Genomic DNA, 17,521 nt, shown 5'->3' on the forward strand with positions numbered 1-17,521 from the left:
GAGCTGACGCTCCGCCCGGACGGGAAGGGCGGGAAGGGCGGGGAGGACGGCTGGCGGGTGCTGCTGAAGTGACCTCCCGAACGTGACGGGCGGGCGCTCCCCCTGGGGAACGCCCGCCCGTCCGTCGTTTCCGCGGACCGTCCGTCCGCCGTCCCGGGGTACCGCTACCGGGGCTAGATGATCAGGCTGAGCGGCATGATCAGCGCGATCGCGACGACCGAGATCACCGTCTCCATCACCGACCAGGACTTCAGGGTCTGGCCGACGCTCATCCCGAAGTACTCCTTCACCAGCCAGAAGCCGGCGTCGTTGACGTGCGAGAAGAAGAGCGAGCCGGCGCCGATCGCCAGGACCAGCAGGGCCGCGTGGGTCGAGGACATGTCGGCGGCCAGCGGGGCGACGATGCCGGCCGCGGTGATGGTGGCCACCGTCGCGGAGCCGGTCGCGAGCCGGATCAGGACGGCGATCAGCCAGCCGAGCAGCAGCGCCGAGATGTGCCACCTGGCCGACCACTCGCTCACCGCGTTGCCGACGCCCACGTCGATCAGGGTCTGCTTGAAGCCGCCGCCCGCACCGACGATGAAGACGATGCCGGCGATCGGGCCGAGCGACCTGCCGACCGTGTCGGAGATCCGGTCGCGGTCGAAACCGGCCGCCCGGCCGAGGGTGACCATGCCGAGCAGGGTCGCGGCGAGCAGGGCGATCAGCGGCGAGCCGATGAAGTCGAACACCCGCTGCGGCAGCGCCTTCGGGTCGTCGACCACGACGTCGGCCAGCGCCTTGCCGAGCATCAGCACCACCGGCAGCAGGATGGTCGCCAGGACGGCGCCGAAGGACGGCGTGCGCTCCGGCCGTTCGACGGCTCCCTCCGGGGCGGTGTTCTCCGGGATCTCCAGCGGGCCGACCCAGCGCTCGGCGACCCGTGCGAACAGCGGGCCGGCGACGATCAGCGTCGGAACGGCGATCAGCAGGCCGAGGGCCAGGGTGATGCCGAGGTCGGCCTTCAGCGCGTCGACGGCGACCAGCGGGCCCGGGTGCGGCGGCACCAGGCCGTGCAGGACCGAGAGGCCGGCCAGGGCCGGGATGCCGATCCGCATCAGCGGGACGTTGCCCCGGCGCGCCACCAGCAGCACGATCGGGATCAGCAGGACGACACCGACCTCGAAGAAGAGCGGCAGACCGAGCACGGCCGCGATCAGCGCCATGGCCCAGGGCAGCGCCTTCGGGCCGGAGCGGGCCAGCACGGTGTCGGCGATGATGTTCGCCCCGCCCGAGTCGGCGAGCAGCTTGCCGAGCATCGCGCCCAGGCCGATCAGCAGTCCGACGCCCGCCACGGTGGCGCCGAAGCCCGTGGAGAAGCTGCCGAGCAGCTTGTCGAACGGCGCGCCCGCGACGGCCGCCAGCAGCCCCGAGCCGAGGGTGAGGGCCAGGAACGGGTGCAGCTTGAACCTGGTGATCAGCAGCACGATGGCGCCGATGCTGAGCAGCACCGCGATCAACAGCCTGAGGTCGCTGTCGGTGTGCGGCAGGGCCGGTGCGGCGGCCGCGAGGAGGGTGGTCACGCGAGGTCTCCATTGACGGGCCGCAGCAGCGCCACGGCCTTCTCGACGAGGTCTTCGGGGGACGGGCCGACGTCCAGGGCGGCGCCCCGCTCGTCCGGACCGAGGGGTTCCAGGGCCGCGTACTGCGAGTCGAGCAGCGACGTCGGCATGAAGTGGCCGGTGCGGTGGGCGAGCCGGTCCCCGACCAGCTCGTGACCGCCGCTGAGGTGCAGGAACCAGGCGTCCGGGCAGGCCTCGCGGAGGGTGTCGCGATAGCCGTGCTTCAGCGCCGAGCAGGTGACCACACCGCCGGTGCCGGCCTCGGTGCGCTCCTTGAGCCAGGCGCCGACGGCGCGCAGCCAGGGGGCCCGGTCCCGGTCGTCCAGCGGGGTGCCGGCCGACATCTTGGCGATGTTGGCGGGCGGGTGGAAGTCGTCCGCCTCGGCGAAGGGGAGGCCGAGGCGGTCGGCCAGCAGACGGGCCAGGGTGGTCTTGCCGACGCCCGAGACGCCCATCACGACGACGGTGAGGGGTGCTGCGGGGGTGTCGTGGTTCTCGACGCTGAGAGCCATGGGTGGTGCTCCTTCGTTGCCTGGCCGCCACTGTTTCTCAAAGATATGACGTATTCAAGTGCTGGAAATCAAATCGTCATACTTTTGTTCCCGGCCGGGGCGCACGCGGGGTTCGGGGGCGCGGGCCGGACCCGGGGTGCGGGCCGGACCCGGGGGCGCAGGTCAGGGCCCCGGGTGCAGGTCGGGGGGTGCGGGCCGGGGGCGGGCGTCTAGGCTGGGCGGATGGAGATCCAGGGGCTGCCCGGCCGACTGCTCGCGGAGCTGGGGCCGGCCATCGCGTCCGGGGAGGTTCCCGAGGGCGCGGTGCTGCGGGCCGAGGAGCTGGAGGAGCGGTTCGGGGTGTCGCGGACGGTGGTCCGCGAGTCGGTGCGGATCCTGGAGGGGATGCGCATGGTGGCCTCCCGCCGCCGGGTCGGGATCACCGTGCAGCCCAAGTCGGACTGGGACGTCTTCGATCCGCTGGTGATCCGCTGGCGGCTGGCGGGCGCCGACCGCCCCGCGCAGCTGCGCTCGCTCGGCTCGCTCCGGCTGGCCGTGGAGCCGGCCGCGGCGGCCCTCGCCGCCCACCACGCCACCGACGACGAACGGCGCCGACTCAGCTCCCTGGCCGTCGAGTTGACGGTGACCGCGCGCGCCGCCGACCTGGCCGCCTTCCTCCAGCACGACATCGACTTCCACGCCACCGTGCTGCGCGCCTCCCGCAACGAGATGTTCGCGCACCTCGGTGACACCGTGGGGGCGGTGCTCACCGGCCGGACCGAGTACCATCTGATGCCCCATCAGCCCGAGCCGTACGCGATCCGGCTGCACCGCGAGGTCGCGGAGGCGGTCTGCGCGGGGGACGCCGAACACGCCGAGCGGGCGATGCGGACGATCGTGACGGGCGCGCTGGAGGAGCTCGGACGTCAACTGGGCTGAGCGCCCGGAGGTTTCGGCCGCTCCGGCCCTGATCACACGATTTGGTGTCAGTTCGGGGGATTCGTGCGCATAGTCCGGGTACGACAGGGCAGAGTGGTGCAGAGGGGCGCGCTCCCGGCCGCCGGTCACTCCGGAACCCTGCCCGCCCCGACCGGTTCCACCCGTGTCCGCCCGCGTACGCCGCCGTGACCGCGCCTGGGGGTCGCCCGATGTCATCCGCACGCCGTCGCCGCCGTCTGCCCGACGAGGTGCGGACCACCGTCGTCCGGGCGGTGCTCTGTCTCGCCTTCACCCTGGTCGGCATCGTCCTCGCGGCGCTGTCCTCCTACGCCGACAGCTGGTTGATGACACCGGCCCTGATGGCGATGGGGCTCGGGGTGTTCGGCACGATGTGGTGCCTGCTGGAGATCCTGATCTCGCGTCAGGTCGCCGCGCAGCGGTTGCGCGGGCCGGACTCCGCCTCGCCGATGGCCGGCAGCCGGGCCCCGGCGGGGCCACGACCGGCGCCGCGGCCGGGGCCACGACCGGGGCCGCCGGGAACCGCTCCCCCGCCGGCCGGCCAGCCGCGGCCGCAGGCACGCCCCGCGACGTACCCGCCGGCCTACCCGCCCCCGCACCCGCCGGCCGGCCACGGGCCGCGTCAGCCGGAGGTGACCACCCGGTAGTGGGTGGTGAGCCGTCCGGTGTCGTCCAGCACGTGGAAGGCGACCATCGGCGGCTGGTCGTAGGTGATCTCGGCCCCACCCTCGCAGGGCAGCGCGACGGTGGAGACCACGCCCGGCGCGACCAGCAGCGGCAGTCCCGCGAAGGTGGTGGCCGCCGCGGTGTGGGCGTGACCGCAGAGCAGCGCCCTGACCCGGGGGTGGCGGCCCAGCACCTCGGCGAGCCGCTCCTCGCCGAACTGCCGGATCGGGTCCACGTACGGCAGGTGCAGCACCACCGGCGGGTGGTGGAAGGCCACCAGCGCGGGGCGGTCCGGCGCCCCCTCGGCCAGCGTGCGGTCCAGCCAGCCGAGGGTCTCCTCGTCGAGCAGGCCGTCGTGCCGGCCGGGGACGGAGGAGTCCAGCATCAGCACGTCGGCGCCGGGCAGCCGGTGCAGCCGGTTGACCGGGCCGTCGGCGGGCCCCTCGCCGAGCAGCACCTCCCGGTAGGGCCCGCGTATGTCGTGGTTGCCGGGACAGAACAGCACCGGGTGGCGGGAGACCAGCGCCTCGGCGACCTCGCGGTACTCGGCGGGCAGGCCGTGGTCCGCGAGGTCGCCGGTGACCAGGACGGCGTCCGGCGCGCCGGGCAGGGCGTCGAGGTACGCCATCACCCGCTCGGCCCGCCCGCGTGCCCGCGCACCGCCGTCCCCGCGGTGGTCCTGGCCCAGGTGGATGTCGCTGAAGTGAACGATCGTCAACATGCGCCCCACCGTACGACGGTCACGAGGAGGCCGGTGCCTCCGCCGGCCGCTTGAACATCCGGGTGGCGGTGATCTCGCCGTGGACGGCCGGGCCGTCCGGGTCCTGCGGCGCCGGCAGGCCGGGCCGCAGGTGTTCCTCCACCGAGATGTACTTCAGCCCCGCCCGCAGGTCGGCGTCGTTGCGCAGCCGGATGACCAGCGGGAACTCGGCGAGCGCCGTGGTGTCGAACAACCCGGTGGTGTAGATCAGCTGGACGCCGAGCGCGTCGGCCACGGCGCGCTGGAGCTCCAGCAGGTAGGTGGCGTTGGCCCGGCCGATCGGGTTGTCGAGGAACAGGGTGCCGGCGTGCCGCAGCTGGGACTGGCCCCGGTCGTTGGCGCGCAGCGCGGCCATCGTGCAGTACAGCGCGATGGCGGCGGTGAGCAGCTGGCCGCCGGAGAAGACGTCGGACATCTGGCCGACGCCGACCCGTTCGGCCCGCAGCACCGCGTCGGGCTTGAGGATCTCGACGGAGACCCCTCGCGGGCCGATCGCGGCGGCGACGCCGCGCAGCAGCAGGGACATGCCGTCGCGGCGCAGGTCGCTGTTCTTCCGGACGGCGGCGCGGGTGGCCTCGTCGATGACCTCGCCGAGCCGCTCGACCAGGGTGGCGTGGTCCGGGTCCTCGAAGCGGATCCGGAGGAACTCCTGGCCGGACCACTCCCCCAGGCCCTCGGGCAGCCGGGAGAGCCGCTGGGCGGCGCGCAGGGTGGTGAGCGAGGACTCCACCAGGCCGCGCAGGCGGTCGACGATCGAGCCTCGGTTGCGCTCCAGCTGGGCGAGTTCGTCGGTAAGCACGCGCAGCCGGGGGGCGAAGGCGACGGCCCAGGCGGCGGCGTGGTCGGGCAGGGCGGCGGCGGGCAGTTCGCGGATCTGCTGGCGGGCCGGGGTGCGGACGGCCTCGAAGCGGGCCGCGTTGGCGTGCCGGACCAGCGTGTCCGAGGCGTCGCGTACGGCGAGTTCGGCGGAGGAGAGCTCGCCGGCGGCGGTGCGCAGGGCACGGCGGGCCTCGGCGGCGGCGGCGCGCGCGTCGACGATCGAGCCCAGGTAGGGCTCGACCGGCCGGTCCGCGTCGTCCTGGTGCTCGCGCAGGCCGTCGCGGAGCTGACCGGCGTGCTCGTCGAAGTCGGCGGCGGCGGCCTGGGCGGCGTCGGAGGTGCGCCGGAGGTCGGCGTGCACGGTGCGGGCGGTGTCCAGGGCCTCGCGGCGGTCGGCGAGCCGGCCGGTGGCGGTCCGCAGCAGGACCTGGGCGTGCTCGGGGTCGGCGGGGACCAGCTCCTCGGGCAGCTCGGTGTGCGCCTCGCCGTCGACGGGGGCGGAGCGTTCGGCGTCGCCGCGGAGCCGGCCGAGCTGCTCGCTGGCGACGGCGGCGCGGGTCTCGATGGTGGCGACCAGCTCCTCGGCCCGGGCGGCGGCGGCCTGACGGGCCGGGCCGTCGGCGCCGTCGGGGCTGCCCAGCAGCTCCTCGGCGCGGGTGCGGACCTTGTTGGTGAGGCGGTCGAGCTCGGTCGCGGCGGCGGCCTCGTCGCCCTCGGCGCGGGCCTGCTCGGCGCGCAGGTCGGCGCCGACCCCGACCTTCTCGTACAGCTGGGACGCGGCCCGGTAAGCCTCGCGGAGTGCGGGGAGCGCGACGGACGTCGCCTCTGCGGGCTCGTCGTCCTGCTCGGCGGCGGGGATCTCGGCGCGTTCGGCCCGCAGGGTGCGGGCGGTCCGGCGGGCGTCGTCGGCGGCGCGCTGGGCGGCGCGCCGGTCCTCGTCGCAGGTGCGGGCGCGTTCGGCGCAGACGGCCTGACGGCGGTCGCACTCGGCGGCGTCCTCGGCGAGTTCGCGCTGGCGGCGGCTCCAGTTGGCCCGCTCGCGCAGTCGGAAGGCGAGGCCGGAGAGGGCGTCGGCGCGGCGCCGGGCCTGCTGGGCGGCCTCCCGGTGCTCCTCGTGGGCGACGGCGGCGGTGGCGTGGTCGGTCTCGGCCTCGTCGTGCTCGGCCCGCAGGGTGGCCAGGGCCGCGGCGGCGTGCTCGGCGTGCTCGCGGGCGGCCTCGGCGGCGGCGGCCAGTTCGGCGAGGGTGCCGGGCGGGCAGCTGGCGTGCCAGGAGGCGAGCCGGGCGGCCAGCGCGCGGTCGCCGCCGAGGCGCCCGGCGAGTTCGCGGATGTGCTCCTCGCGGGCGGTGGCGCGGGCGCGCAGCTCGCGGCGCTCGTCGTCGGCGGCGGACTCGTCGTGCATGGCCGGGTTCGGCGGGACCAGGAAGAAGGCCGGCTCGTCGGTGATCGGGGCGATCAGCGCGGCGGCGGCGCCGACGGCGACGGTCGAGCGGGGCAGCAGCGCGGCGGACTGCAGGGCCTCGCGGGCCCGGTCGAGCGAGTGGGGGTCGGTGATGACGACGCCGTCGACGAGTTCGGGGCGGGCGGCGAGGATCGCCTCGTGGTCGGCCGGGTCGACGGACTGGGCGAGGTAGCGCCAGCCGGGCAGCGCGGGGATGCCGTGCTCGGCGAGGTACTCGACGGTGGCCAGGACGTCCGGGCCGGGCGGCAGCAGGCCGCCGTCGCCGAGGGCGGCGAGGATCCGGGAGTCGTCGGCGGCGGCGGTGCGCAGGTCGAAGAGGGTGCGCTCGGCGGCGGCGATGGTCTCGTCGAGGAGTTCGCGCAGGTACTCGGCGTTGCGGTCGAGGACGGCGGGGGTGAGGAAGCCGGCGTCCTCCTCGGCTCCCGTCCCCTCCTCGTGCCAGTCGGTGGGAGCGGGCGTGAGCGAGAGCAGATCGGCGAGGCGGGGCTCGGTGGCGAGCAGGGCGGCGGTGCGCTGCTCGGTGGCGAGTGCCCGGACGGCGGCCTTGCGGGCATCGGTGGCGCGGGCGTCGGCGAGTTCGGCGCGGCCGGTGGCGGCGGCGGCCTCGCGCAGCCGGGCGGCGGCGGCCTCGGCGGCGGTACGGGCCCGGGCGAGGGCGTCGCCGGCGGACTTCTCGACGTCGGCGGCGTGCAGGGCGGCGCGGGCCGGGTCCGGCTCCGCGGTGTCGGGGTCGATCCAGCCGGCCTCGACGGCGGCCTCGGTCTCCTGCTCGACCTCGGCGAGCCGCTGGCGCAGGTGGTCGGCCTCGCTGCGGGCCTTCTGCGCGGCGGTGGCGGCCTCGGTGGCGTCGGTCTGGGACTTGGCGCCGTCGGCCTGGAGTTCGGCGGCGCGCTCCTCCTCGGTGTCGGCGCGCAGCTCGGCGGCGGCGGCGGCGCTCTCCAGGACGCGGGCCAGCGCGGTGGCGGCGCGGGCCCGGGCGGCCAGCGCGGGGGCGGCGTCCAGCTCCGCCTCACGGATCGCGGCGGCGACCCGCGCCATCCGGTCGGCGGCGGCGCGCTGGCGGAGCACCGTCTCGGCGGCCTGCCAGGCGGAGTGCAGGGTGCGGGCGTCGGTGAGCTCGCGGCGCAGCGTGGCGGCCTCGGCGGTGGCGGCGGCCAGGGCGAGGGTGGCGTGCCGGTGGGTGAGTTCGGCGGCGATCAGGGTGTGCCGGGTGCGGTCGGTCTCGGCGGCGGTGACGGCGCCCTCGGCGGCGGCCACCTCGACGGCCAGGTCGTGGGCGCGGTCGCGTTCGGCGGCGGCCCGGGAACTCAGGGCGTGGGCGAGCCGACGGGTGCGGCGCTCGGCCGTGCGGTGGGCCTCGCGGACGGACTCGCGGGCGGTGGTGGACTCGGCGATGCGCTCCAGCAGCTCCAGCGAACCGGCGGTGAAGTCGCGTTCGGCGGTGAGTTCGGAACGCAGGCCGAGTTTGGCGGCGAAGCCGTGGACCAGGTCGGCGAGGCCGTCGGTGTCCCGGGTGTCGGTGACGGCGCGCAGCAGCAGGTCGGTGAAGTCCTTGTCCTGCTTGACCGCGAAGAGGCCGGCCGCCTCGCCCTCGTCGGCGTTCATCTCGCGCTGGTAGCGGAAGAGTTCGGGGTCGAGGCCGAGTTCACCGAGGTGCTCGGTCCAGCGGTCGTGGCCGTCCTCGAAGACCAGGTCGAGGTGCGGGTGGGCCTTGCCCGCCTCGGTGAGGGCGTCGCGGAACCCCTTCATGGTGCGGCGGCGGCCACGGGCCTTCTGGTCGCCGGCCAGGCTGACCCGCTCGGAGACCGGGAGGGAGTCCAGGGTGAGGCCGGGGCCGGGGCGGAAGGAGTACCAGGTCTCGGCGAACTTGCGCGGGTCCGAGGAGACCTGGCGTCCGCGCCACTCGCTGACCTTGCCGACCACGATCGGCTCGCCGGTGACGGTGTGCTGCCACTCCAGGGCGACGTGGCCGCAGTCGTCGGCGAGCAGGAACTTGCGGAGCACGCCGGAGCTGGCGCCGCCGAGGGTGTTGCGGTGACCGGGGAGCATGACCGAGAAGATCAGCTTGAGCAGGACGGACTTGCCGCCGCCGTTCTCCAGGAAGAGCACGCCGGCGGGCGCCGGGCGGCGGACCGGACCGTCGGGCTCCTCGCCGAACAGGCCGATCTGCTGGGGGGCCGGATCGGCGACGGGCTCACCCACGCCGCGCAGGTCGAGCACCGTGTCGGCGTAGCGGGCGCCGGCCGGTCCGATCGAGTAGAGGCGGACCCGGTTGAGCTCGTACATGTGCGGCGGTTCTCCAGGAGACGGGTGGATGGGGGGCTGGTTCGGACGACAGGGGTCGGGGCGGATGCCGGAGGAGCGGGCGGGGGGTGGGGGGTGTCAGAGGGAGTGGAACGGGAGGCCGGCGTCGGCGACCAGCTCGTCACCGGTGTCCGGGGGCAGCAGGGTGGCCGTGCCGTCGGAGACCGGGACGACGCCGAGGTCGAGCAGTTCGGCCATCGCGGCGCTGCCGGCCAGGTCGCGGACCTGGAGCTGGTAGCGGGCGGTGGTGCGGTAGGTGCCGCCGGCGTCGTCCGCGACCTTCTGCAGGAAGCCGGAGTCGACCAGGAACAGCACGGCCTTGGCGACGATGCCGATGGTGGAGCCGGACAGCCGGCGCGCGTCCTTGGTGGCGCCGGTGGCGGTGCGCCGGGCCCAGACCCGCCAGGCGGCCTCCAGGCCGGGGGCGTCGCTGTGCGGGTCGGTGTTGGCGCCGTCCACGGTGGCCTGTTCCTCCAGGCGGCGGCAGGCCTGGCGGACGAAGGCGTCGACGCCGTTGACGGTGATCCGGCCGAGGTAGCCGTCGTCGGCGAGGTCCTCGGGCCGGGGGAAGGCCATCGCGGCGACGGCGAGGTGGGCCAGGCCGTGGAGGAAGCGGTCGGTGGACTCGGAGGCGGCACGCCGGGAGTAGTCGCCCATCCGGACGGCGAAGACGGACTCCTCGGCGGCGGCGACGGCCATGCCGGCGCGCGGCGAGACCTCCAGGACGACCAGGCCCATGCCGGTGGCGACGGCGTCGGCGAGGCGGGCGAAGGCCGGGTCCTCGCGGTAGCGGCGGACCAGTTCGGTGTACTCGGCGTCGCGGGCCGGGAGCAGCTTGGCCTGGAGGCCGAAGGAGACCAGCCGGGCGGCGTCGGCCACGTCGGCCGGGGTGATCGGCGCGGGCGCGGCGGGCTCGGTCTCGGGCGCCCAGGACGTGTCGTGGTGGGTCGTCACGGGCGGTGCTCCTCGGGGGCGTTGCTGGGGGTTCGGGGGGTCTGCCGGCCGGCCGGGCGGGTGGTCCGGCGGGCGGCGGGGTGTCCGACCGGGCCGGTTTCCGGCCCGGCTTCCGGGCGGGCTTCCGGCCCGGCGGGGGGCCGGTGTCCGGTCGTCCGGCGGGTGGGCGTCCGGTGGGTGGTCCGGTGGCGCGTCGGCATGCGGATCAGCCGGCTTCCTTGCGGTCGGCCGCCATGCCGGCCGCGTCGAGCAGGGCGCTGCCGACGACGAGGTCGGCGCCGCCGAACTCCCGGTCGTGCAGCACCGTCCCGTCGTCGACCGCGAAGAGCAGCCGCTCCTCCCCCTGCCGGTAGGCGGTGCCGACCGGCGGGCTGGCCGCGTGCACGGCCAGCAGGGCGACCAGGTAGGGGAGTTCCGGATCCTGCGCGCGGGCCTCGGCGAGCAGGCCGGAGAGCCGCCGGGGCGCGTCGGCCGGCAGGTCGAGCAGCTCCAGCGCGGCCTCCAGCTGGGCCTCGGAGAACCGGCTGTCGTCCGGGGTGGCGACGAGGTCCGGGTCGGGCATCTCGGCGCCCAGGTGCTCGCGCTCGACCGGCGGGGTGAGCAGCAGGTCGACCAGGTCGGCGACCCGGACCGCGACCGGGGTGCGCAGACCGGTACCGCGGGCGAAGAACGCGCCGGTGGGACCGACGGCCTGCTCTATCGGCAGCCGGAGCACGGGGGCGAGCAGCTGCCCGTAGAGGTCGATGCCGCTGCGGGCGCGCGGGGCGGAGAAGGCCTGCCGGTCCTGTTCGGCGCGGAACAGCGGCCCGGCCTCCAGCAGCCTGGTCTGCAGCTGGGTGTGGCGGCGGATGCAGTCCTTGACGATGTCGACCAGCTCGGCGGCGCGACGCTTGTGCTCCTGGTCCTCGGCCTCGTCCCGGGCCTTGCGGATGTTGGTGAGAATCGCGTTCTCGTGCCGGTAGCGGTCGGCGATGTGGTCGAGGGCCTCGTCGATGAGGTCGGGGACGGCCTGCATCCAGTCGACCGCGCGGACGTTGCGGCGGGTGGCGTCGAGGGCGCGGCGCAGCGTCTCGGCGTACTGGACCGTGCGGTAGCGGGCCTGCTCGGCGGCGAGCTGGGCGTCGGCCAGGCGACCGCGCCGGATCAGCACCTCCAGCTTGACCTCGGCGGCGATCTGGGCGGAGGTGACGTCCGTGTCGAGCGCGCCGACGAGGACGTTGACCGCCTCGTCGGTGGTCCGCAGGTAGACGCCGCCGTCGGGGCCCGGGACCTCCTCGATCAGCTTGAAGTCGTAGTCGCGGCGGACGTACGCGCCCTCGGCGTCGAAGGTGCCGTAGACGGCGCGGAAGCCGCGGTCGACGCTGCCGACGTTGATCAGCGACTCCAGCACCCACCGGCCGACGCGCTGGTGCTCGGCGGCGGACCGGGCGGGTGCCTGGGCGGCGACCCGGGGCAGCAGCCGGGCCAGCACTATCTCGCGGTCGGCCCCGGTGTCGAAGTCCATGTTGAGGGTGACCAGGTCGATCGCGGCGAGCCCGACCTCGGCCATCGCGTAGCCGCCGTACTCGCCGGCGAGCATGACCTTGCGGCTGTCCAGGTCGTGCAGCGGCGCGGTGCAGGCCAGTGCCTTGAGCCGGCGGGCGAGGCCCTCGTCGGCGGCGGGGCCGGGCGCGGGCCGCGCGGCGGCGACGGCGGGCCCGGCGGGCGGCCGGGAGCCGTGCTCGGTGGGCTGGTCAGCGATGACGGTCACGGTGGACAAGACTAGAGGTAGGCGCCGACATCGACCGAAACGGACCTTACGGACGTCCCGCCGGCCCACCGGCCGGGGCGGACGTGCGGGACGGCGGTGCGGGACGGGAGCGCGCGGCACCGGGGAGGGAACGGCGAGGAGAACGGCTCCCGACGAGCCGGGGGCGAATAGAACCCGCTTTCGAGAAACGGCCACACGAACGAACCACCCCGGCCATGATTTCTCATATGATCACCAGACTGGTACGAGGCGGCCTCGCCGCCGCCCTCGCCGTGGCCGCCCTCACCACCGGCGCCGCCGTGTCCACCGCCGCGACCACCACCGGCACCGCCGCCAAGGCGGCGGTCACCGGCCAGAACGTGACCGTGACGCAGGCCGGGAACTACCCGATCTTCCCGGTCGACCACACCAACATCTCGGTGACCTGGAAGTCCACCGGCACCGCCGACCTCACCGGCGTCACCCACCTCACCGTCGAACTGCCGCCCGGCCTGACCACCGACGGCGCGACGATCACCTCCTTCCAGGACTACACCTTCACCCAGACGGTCTCGCCCGACGGCCGCCGGCTCGACGCCTACTTCACCGGGAACCGCGCGCCGGGGCGCAGCGAGTTCATGAAGGTGACCGTCGCCTCCCACGGCACCAGGCCGTCCGGGACGATCAAGGTGACGGCCGCGAACCGGAACGACGCCGACCCGTCGGACAACGTCTCCTCCTACCTGCTCGGCAGCGGCCCGCAGGCCCCGGCCACCCAGGCCGCCCCCGCGGTGGCCGCCCTCGGCACCACGACCGGCCCGGGCACCGGCGGCACCCCCGTCACGCTGACCGGGACCGGCCTGGACAACGGCTTCGTCCTGTTCGGCGACTCGGTCGCGGCCGGCAGCTGCACCGCCACGGGCTGCGCCGTGACCGCGCCCGGCGGCTCGGGCAGCGTGCCGGTCACCGTGGTCACCCCCGGCGGCTCCGCGACCGCGGCCACCACGTTCGACTACACCGGCGCCGCTCCGCCGGCGCCCGCCGCACCGGCGGTCACCGGCCTGACCACCAGCACCGGACCGGCCGCCGGCGGCACCCAGATCTACGTGCAGGGCGCCGGCCTGGCCAACGGCACGGTGCGCTTCGGCGGAGTGCCGGCCACCCGCTACTCCTGCGGCCCGGCGCTCTGCTCGGCGACCGCCCCGGCGGGCTCGGGCGTGGTCGACGTGACGGTGACGACGGCCGGCGGGACGAGCGCGCCCGTCACCGCGGGCCGGTTCACCTACACGCCCTGACGACGGCACCCCCGACGGGGCCCGGCACCCGCTGCGGTGCCGGGTCCCGCTGCGTTCGACGGCGGTTCCGGGCCCGGTAGGGCGGGGGCGGAGCTCCCTCGACCAGGGCCCGCGGGCGGCGCTCCGGGCGGGACCGCCGGAGAGTTGAACACGTTCAATTCGAGGTCTAGAGTCACTTCCGTGCAGACGGGAACAGCCCGGCCTGCCGCCTCGACACGGGGGTTTCCGCCATGAGCGACGCGACCGGAGACGCTGGGACCGCAGCCGAACGGGCGACCCTGCGACGGGTCCGGCGGTGGCTGTGGGTCTTCGTGGTCTGCCTGGTGCTGAGCGGACTGACCGCCTTCCCCCTGGAGAGCGAGACCCGGTGGCTCGCCGACCTGGCCGCCGGCCCCGGCGCCCCCGTCACCGACCGGTTCCCCGTTCTGCTGGAGTGGATCGAGAAGGTCCGCGACGCCGTCGCCGAGACCAACGCCCGCTACCCCTTCCTCGCCTACGGCACCGACTGGCTGGCCTTCGCCCACCTGGTGATCGCGGCGGCCTTCCTGGGTCCGCTGAAGGACCCGGTGCGCAACGTCTGGGTGATCCGTTGGGCGGTCCTCGCCTGCGCCGGGATCATCCCCCTCGCCCTGGTCTGCGGACCGCTCCGCGGCATCCCCCCGTACTGGAGCCTTGTCGACATGTCGTTCGGGGTCGTGGGCGTGGTGCCGCTGCTGATCGTGCTGCGCGCGCTGCGGCCCCTCGTCGAGCGGGCGGAGAGCCGACCGGCCCCGGCAGTGGGCTGACCGGGCGGGCGTCACCCCGCCCTCACCCGCAGGCCCTACCATCTGGCTCAACAGCTGCTGGGAGGCGGGACGGGCGTGGCCGACGCGGTGATCGATCTCAATGCGGACCTCGGTGAGGGGTTCGGACGCTGGACGCTGACCGACGACGAGGCCCTGCTCTCCGTCGTCACCAGCGCCAACGTCGCCTGCGGCTTCCACGCCGGTGACCCGTCCACCATGCGCCGGGTCTGCTCCCTGGCCGCCGAGCGCGGCGTACGGATCGGCGCCCAGGTCTCCTATCGCGACCTCGCCGGCTTCGGCCGCCGCGCCATGGACGTCCCGCCCGACGAACTGGCCGACGAGATCGCCTACCAGATCGGCGCCCTCCAGGTCTTCGCCCGCGCGGCCGGCTCCCGGGTCTCCTACGTCAAGCCGCACGGCGCCCTCTACAACCGGGTGGTCGCCGACTCCGAACAGGCCGAGGCCGTGGTCGCCGGCATCCTTCGGGCCGGGGCCGTCTGCGACGGCCCGCTGCCCGTCCTCGGCCTGCCGGGCTCCCGGCTGCTGGCGGTCGCCGAGGGCGTCGGCCTGCCGGTCGTCGCCGAGGCCTTCGCCGACCGCGCCTACACCTGGGCCGGCACGCTCGTCCCGCGCCGCGAGCCGGACGCCGTGGTGCACGACCCCGCGACGGTGATCACCCGCGCGGTCGGCATCGCCCGGGACGGTTCGGTGGACGCCGTCGGCGGCGAGCCGATCACCGTCGAGGCCCGCTCCCTCTGCGTCCACGGCGACACCCCCGGCGCCGCCCAGCTGGCCTGGCGCATCCGCGGCGCGCTCGCCTCCGCGGGCGTCCGGGTGGAGCCCTTCGCGTGACCGCGGCCGTGCCCGACGGGGGAGGTCCGGCCGCACACCGGCCGATCGCGGTCCGACCGGTCGGCAACCGGGCACTGCTGGCCGAACCGGCCGACCCCGCCGGTGCCACCGCCCTCTACGCGTGGCTGCGCGAACGGCAGGCCGCCGGCGAGCTGCCCGAGGTCGAGGAGATCGTCCCCGCCGCACGGACCGTCCTGCTGGACGGCGTGGCCGACGTCCCCGCGCTGGCGGCCCTGCTGCGAAGCGCGCGCCCGACGGCCGCCGACACCGCGACCGGCCCGCTGGTGGAGGTGCCGACCGTGTACGACGGCGAGGACCTCGCCGAGGTCGCCGCGCTCTGGGGCGTCTCCCCGGAGGCTGCCGTCCGGATCCACACCGAACCCGAGTACGTCGTCGCGTTCTGCGGCTTCGCCCCCGGTTTCGGCTACCTCACCGGCCTGCCGCCCCGGTACGGGGTACCGCGCCGCGCCACCCCGCGCAGCGCCGTCCCGGCCGGCTCGGTCGCCCTGGCCGGCCCCTACAGCGGGGTCTACCCGCGTTCCTCCCCCGGCGGCTGGCAGCTCCTCGGACGCACCTCGCTGCCGCTGTGGGACACCGCCCGCGAGCCGGCGGCGCTCCTCGCGCCGGGGGTGCGGGTCCGCTTCACCCCGCTGGCGGGCGGACCCGGCCTGTCCACCCCGCCGGCGGGCGGACCCGGCCTGCCGACCGCCCACGGCGGCGCGGAGGCGGGCGGCGCGGAACCGGCGAGCGGTGGCCGCGGCGCCCGGGCCGGACGCCCCGGCGGTGCGGCGTGACCCCGGCCGACGGGCTACTGGTGCTCCGGCCCGGACCGCTCACCACGGTGCAGGACCTCGGGCGGCGCGGTGTCGCCCACCTCGGCGTGCCCCGGGCGGGCGCGCTGGACGAGCCCGCGCTGCGCGCGGCCAACCGGCTGGCCGGCAACGAGCCCGGCGCGGCGGCCCTGGAGACCACGCTCGGCGGCGTCGCGCTGCGCGCGCTCCGGCCGCTGGTCCTCGCGGTCACCGGCGCACCGTCGCCGGTCCGGGTGGACGGCCGGGCCGCCGCCTGGGGCGCGCCGGTCGCCGTACCCGCCGGAGCGGTGGTCGAGGTCGGCGCCGCGACCCACGGCGTGCGCGCCTACCTGGCGGTGGCGGGCGGGATCGCCGTCCCGCCGGTCCTCGGCAGCAGGTCGGCCGACCTGCTGTCCGGGCTGGGACCGGCTCCGCTGGCCGCCGGCGACCGGCTGCCGGTCGGCCCGCCTCCGCCGTACCGGCCGGCGCCCGAGCTGGTCCCGCTGCCCGCTCCGCCGGACGCGCTGGTGCTGCGGCTGAGGCCCGGCCCGCGCGCGGACTGGTTCGACCCGCAGGCCCTGACACGGCTCGCCGGCGACCCCTACCGGGTGGCCCCGGCCAGCAACCGGATCGCGCTGCGGACCGAGGGCCCGCCGGTCCGCCGGGCGCGGGACGACGAACTGGCGAGCGAGGGCATGGTGCTGGGCGCCGTACAGGTCCCGCCCGACGGCTGCCCGGTGGTCTTCCTGGCCGACCATCCGACCACCGGCGGGTACCCGGTCGTCGGTGTCGTCCCGCCCGCCGATCTGGCCGCCGCCGCCCAGGCCCGGCCCGGCACCCCGGTCCGCTTCACGGTGGTCCGGGGGCGCCGGGACCGGGGGCGGTAGCGCCCGGTCCCGGCCGGGGGCGGTCGGCGCGGCGGCCCGGCGCTGCGGAACGCGTGACCGTGGCCGGGTGGCCGTGGGCGTGGCCGGGTGGCCGGGTGGCCGGTCAGTGCGGGAGCTCGACCGCCAGGTACGGGCTCAGGTCCCGGAGGAAGTCCGCCGCGTCGAACATCGCACCGGCCGAGGCCACGCCCGTCGTCCGCGTCTCCCCGGCGAGGATCCTCCGGACGGCCTCCACCGCCAGGGGCGCCGTGATCGCGTAGATGTCCTGGCCGCGCGCCGTGGCGCGGCGCTCGACGCCGCCCGCGGCGACGACGACGTCCACGACGAAGGTCTGGTCCGACCGTCCCAGGGCGTCGACCGCCTCCGGCGCCGGGGTGGCCTCCGCCGCCAGGTCCCTCGCGGCCTCGACGGTCATGTAGGTGCGGACCTCCGGCACCGCCAGGTGGCTGGGCAGGGTCACGACGTCGGCCATGGTGAACTCGGCGATCACCCGTCGCTCGCCCAGCGGCGCCGGGAAGTCCCAGTCCTGCTCCACCACCTCGTCGTCGTGGTACCGGAGCTCGCCCTCCGCGAACCGCACCCGGCGGCCGGCGCGCCGCTGGTGGGAGACCTGGCCGGCCACCCGGGTGCCCGGCGTGGGGTGCCAGCTGTTCAGCCCGTACGCGACGTGCGCCACGTCCGCCGTCGTCCACTCGCCCATCGCCGCGGTCGCCAGCAGATCACCCAGCCCGCCGTAGAACGCCATCGCCGGCACCACGGCGACGCCCGCCTCCCGGGCCGCGTCCGCGTGTTCGGCGAACGTCTGGACGTTCGCCTCGATCTCCGCCGCCACGTCGACGTACGGGATCCCCGCGCGCAGCGCCGCCTCGACCAACGGGCCCGCCGTCACGGCGAACGGTCCGGCGCAGTTGACGACCGCCGCCGCACCCGCGAGTGCCCGGTCCAGCGAGCCGGCGTCGTCGACGGTCGCCGGGCGCACCGTCACGTCGCCCCACTCGGCGGCGAGTTCCTCCAGCCGGGCCGCGTCCCGGCCGGCGGCGACGGTGGTGAGACCGCGCCTCCGCAGCTCGGCGACGACGAAGCGCCCGGTGTGCCCGGTCGCCCCGTAGACCACTACCGCACCCGCTGTACCCATGGTTCCCCCGCTCTCGACGTGCTGACGGACCAA

The 17,521-nt window shown here is 75.9% G+C and carries 14 protein-coding genes; 7 read left to right on the forward strand and 7 right to left on the reverse strand.

Features of this window, described 5'->3' with window-relative positions; all coding sequences use genetic code 11:
• Positions 1-173: 173 nt before the first annotated feature.
• The gene (locus ABZY91_RS16390; protein ID WP_355402936.1) at positions 174-1,562 is read right to left on the reverse strand and encodes a gluconate:H+ symporter; all 1,389 of its coding nucleotides are present in this window, start codon (positions 1,560-1,562) and stop codon (positions 174-176) included.
• Positions 1,559-2,113 (reverse strand): gluconokinase, encoded by a 555-nt coding sequence (locus tag ABZY91_RS16395; protein WP_329949256.1) that lies wholly within the window; start codon positions 2,111-2,113, stop codon positions 1,559-1,561. Before ABZY91_RS16395 ends, ABZY91_RS16390 begins: the two co-directional genes overlap by 4 nt.
• Positions 2,114-2,335: 222 nt before the next feature.
• On the opposite strand from ABZY91_RS16395, the gene ABZY91_RS16400 reads away from it, so the two are divergent.
• Complete coding sequence (locus ABZY91_RS16400) at positions 2,336-3,031, forward strand: FCD domain-containing protein (protein WP_329885216.1); 696 nt, start codon at positions 2,336-2,338, stop codon at positions 3,029-3,031.
• Positions 3,032-3,240: 209 nt separating this feature from the next.
• On the forward strand, positions 3,241-3,696 hold the full coding sequence (locus tag ABZY91_RS16405) for a hypothetical protein (protein WP_355402938.1): 456 nt from the start codon (positions 3,241-3,243) through the stop codon (positions 3,694-3,696).
• Here the strand turns inward: ABZY91_RS16405 and ABZY91_RS16410 are convergent.
• The 4 genes from ABZY91_RS16410 to ABZY91_RS16425 form a co-directional block, all read right to left on the reverse strand.
• Positions 3,672-4,436, reverse strand: a complete 765-nt coding sequence (locus tag ABZY91_RS16410; RefSeq protein ID WP_355402940.1) for a metallophosphoesterase — start codon at positions 4,434-4,436, stop codon at positions 3,672-3,674. The two genes, ABZY91_RS16405 and ABZY91_RS16410, sit on opposite strands and share 25 nt — an antisense overlap.
• 19 nt (positions 4,437-4,455) lie before the next feature.
• Positions 4,456-9,042 (reverse strand): hypothetical protein, encoded by a 4,587-nt coding sequence (locus ABZY91_RS16415; RefSeq protein ID WP_355402942.1) that lies wholly within the window; start codon positions 9,040-9,042, stop codon positions 4,456-4,458.
• Positions 9,043-9,138: 96 nt separating this feature from the next.
• Complete coding sequence (locus tag ABZY91_RS16420; RefSeq protein WP_329885220.1) at positions 9,139-10,014, reverse strand: hypothetical protein; 876 nt, start codon at positions 10,012-10,014, stop codon at positions 9,139-9,141.
• Between the two features lie 205 nt (positions 10,015-10,219).
• A complete protein-coding gene (locus ABZY91_RS16425; RefSeq protein ID WP_355402996.1) occupies positions 10,220-11,755 on the reverse strand; it encodes a hypothetical protein in 1,536 nt (511 codons plus the stop codon).
• Between the two features lie 236 nt (positions 11,756-11,991).
• On the opposite strand from ABZY91_RS16425, the gene ABZY91_RS16430 reads away from it, so the two are divergent.
• The 5 genes from ABZY91_RS16430 to ABZY91_RS16450 all read left to right on the forward strand — a co-directional run bounded on the left by ABZY91_RS16430 (position 11,992) and on the right by ABZY91_RS16450 (position 16,353).
• Positions 11,992-13,038, forward strand: coding sequence for an IPT/TIG domain-containing protein (locus tag ABZY91_RS16430; RefSeq protein WP_355402944.1), 1,047 nt, complete (start codon positions 11,992-11,994; stop codon positions 13,036-13,038).
• A 230-nt stretch (positions 13,039-13,268) separates the two neighbouring features.
• Positions 13,269-13,823: a hypothetical protein gene (locus tag ABZY91_RS16435; protein ID WP_355402946.1), complete on the forward strand. Its 555-nt coding sequence runs from the start codon at positions 13,269-13,271 to the stop codon at positions 13,821-13,823.
• A 75-nt stretch (positions 13,824-13,898) separates the two neighbouring features.
• Positions 13,899-14,675, forward strand: coding sequence for a 5-oxoprolinase subunit PxpA (locus ABZY91_RS16440; protein ID WP_329885223.1), 777 nt, complete (start codon positions 13,899-13,901; stop codon positions 14,673-14,675).
• Positions 14,672-15,469: a 5-oxoprolinase subunit PxpB gene (gene pxpB, locus ABZY91_RS16445; protein WP_355402948.1), complete on the forward strand. Its 798-nt coding sequence runs from the start codon at positions 14,672-14,674 to the stop codon at positions 15,467-15,469. Before ABZY91_RS16440 ends, pxpB begins: the two co-directional genes overlap by 4 nt.
• Positions 15,466-16,353: a biotin-dependent carboxyltransferase family protein gene (locus ABZY91_RS16450; RefSeq protein WP_329949262.1), complete on the forward strand. Its 888-nt coding sequence runs from the start codon at positions 15,466-15,468 to the stop codon at positions 16,351-16,353. Before pxpB ends, ABZY91_RS16450 begins: the two co-directional genes overlap by 4 nt.
• A 103-nt stretch (positions 16,354-16,456) precedes the next feature.
• On the opposite strand, the gene ABZY91_RS16455 is transcribed toward ABZY91_RS16450, so the two are convergent.
• Complete coding sequence (locus ABZY91_RS16455) at positions 16,457-17,488, reverse strand: saccharopine dehydrogenase NADP-binding domain-containing protein (protein WP_355402950.1); 1,032 nt, start codon at positions 17,486-17,488, stop codon at positions 16,457-16,459.
• Between the last annotated feature and the right edge of the window lie 33 nt (positions 17,489-17,521).

The sequence above is a fragment of the Kitasatospora sp. NPDC002965 genome (assembly GCF_040611255.1).
Classification (GTDB): domain Bacteria; phylum Actinomycetota; class Actinomycetes; order Streptomycetales; family Streptomycetaceae; genus Kitasatospora.

Excerpts from the sequence above, each read along its gene's own strand:
- ABZY91_RS16395 (WP_329949256.1), bottom strand. The coding sequence starts at position 2,113 with ATGGCTCTCAGCGTCGAGAACCACGACACCCCCGCAGCACCCCTCACC.
- ABZY91_RS16400 (WP_329885216.1), top strand. The coding sequence starts at position 2,336 with ATGGAGATCCAGGGGCTGCCCGGCCGACTGCTCGCGGAGCTGGGGCCG.
- ABZY91_RS16405 (WP_355402938.1), top strand. The coding sequence starts at position 3,241 with ATGTCATCCGCACGCCGTCGCCGCCGTCTGCCCGACGAGGTGCGGACC.
- ABZY91_RS16410 (WP_355402940.1), bottom strand. The coding sequence starts at position 4,436 with ATGTTGACGATCGTTCACTTCAGCGACATCCACCTGGGCCAGGACCAC.
- ABZY91_RS16415 (WP_355402942.1), bottom strand. The coding sequence starts at position 9,042 with ATGTACGAGCTCAACCGGGTCCGCCTCTACTCGATCGGACCGGCCGGC.
- ABZY91_RS16430 (WP_355402944.1), top strand. The coding sequence starts at position 11,992 with ATGATCACCAGACTGGTACGAGGCGGCCTCGCCGCCGCCCTCGCCGTG.
- ABZY91_RS16435 (WP_355402946.1), top strand. The coding sequence starts at position 13,269 with ATGAGCGACGCGACCGGAGACGCTGGGACCGCAGCCGAACGGGCGACC.
- ABZY91_RS16455 (WP_355402950.1), bottom strand. The coding sequence starts at position 17,488 with ATGGGTACAGCGGGTGCGGTAGTGGTCTACGGGGCGACCGGGCACACC.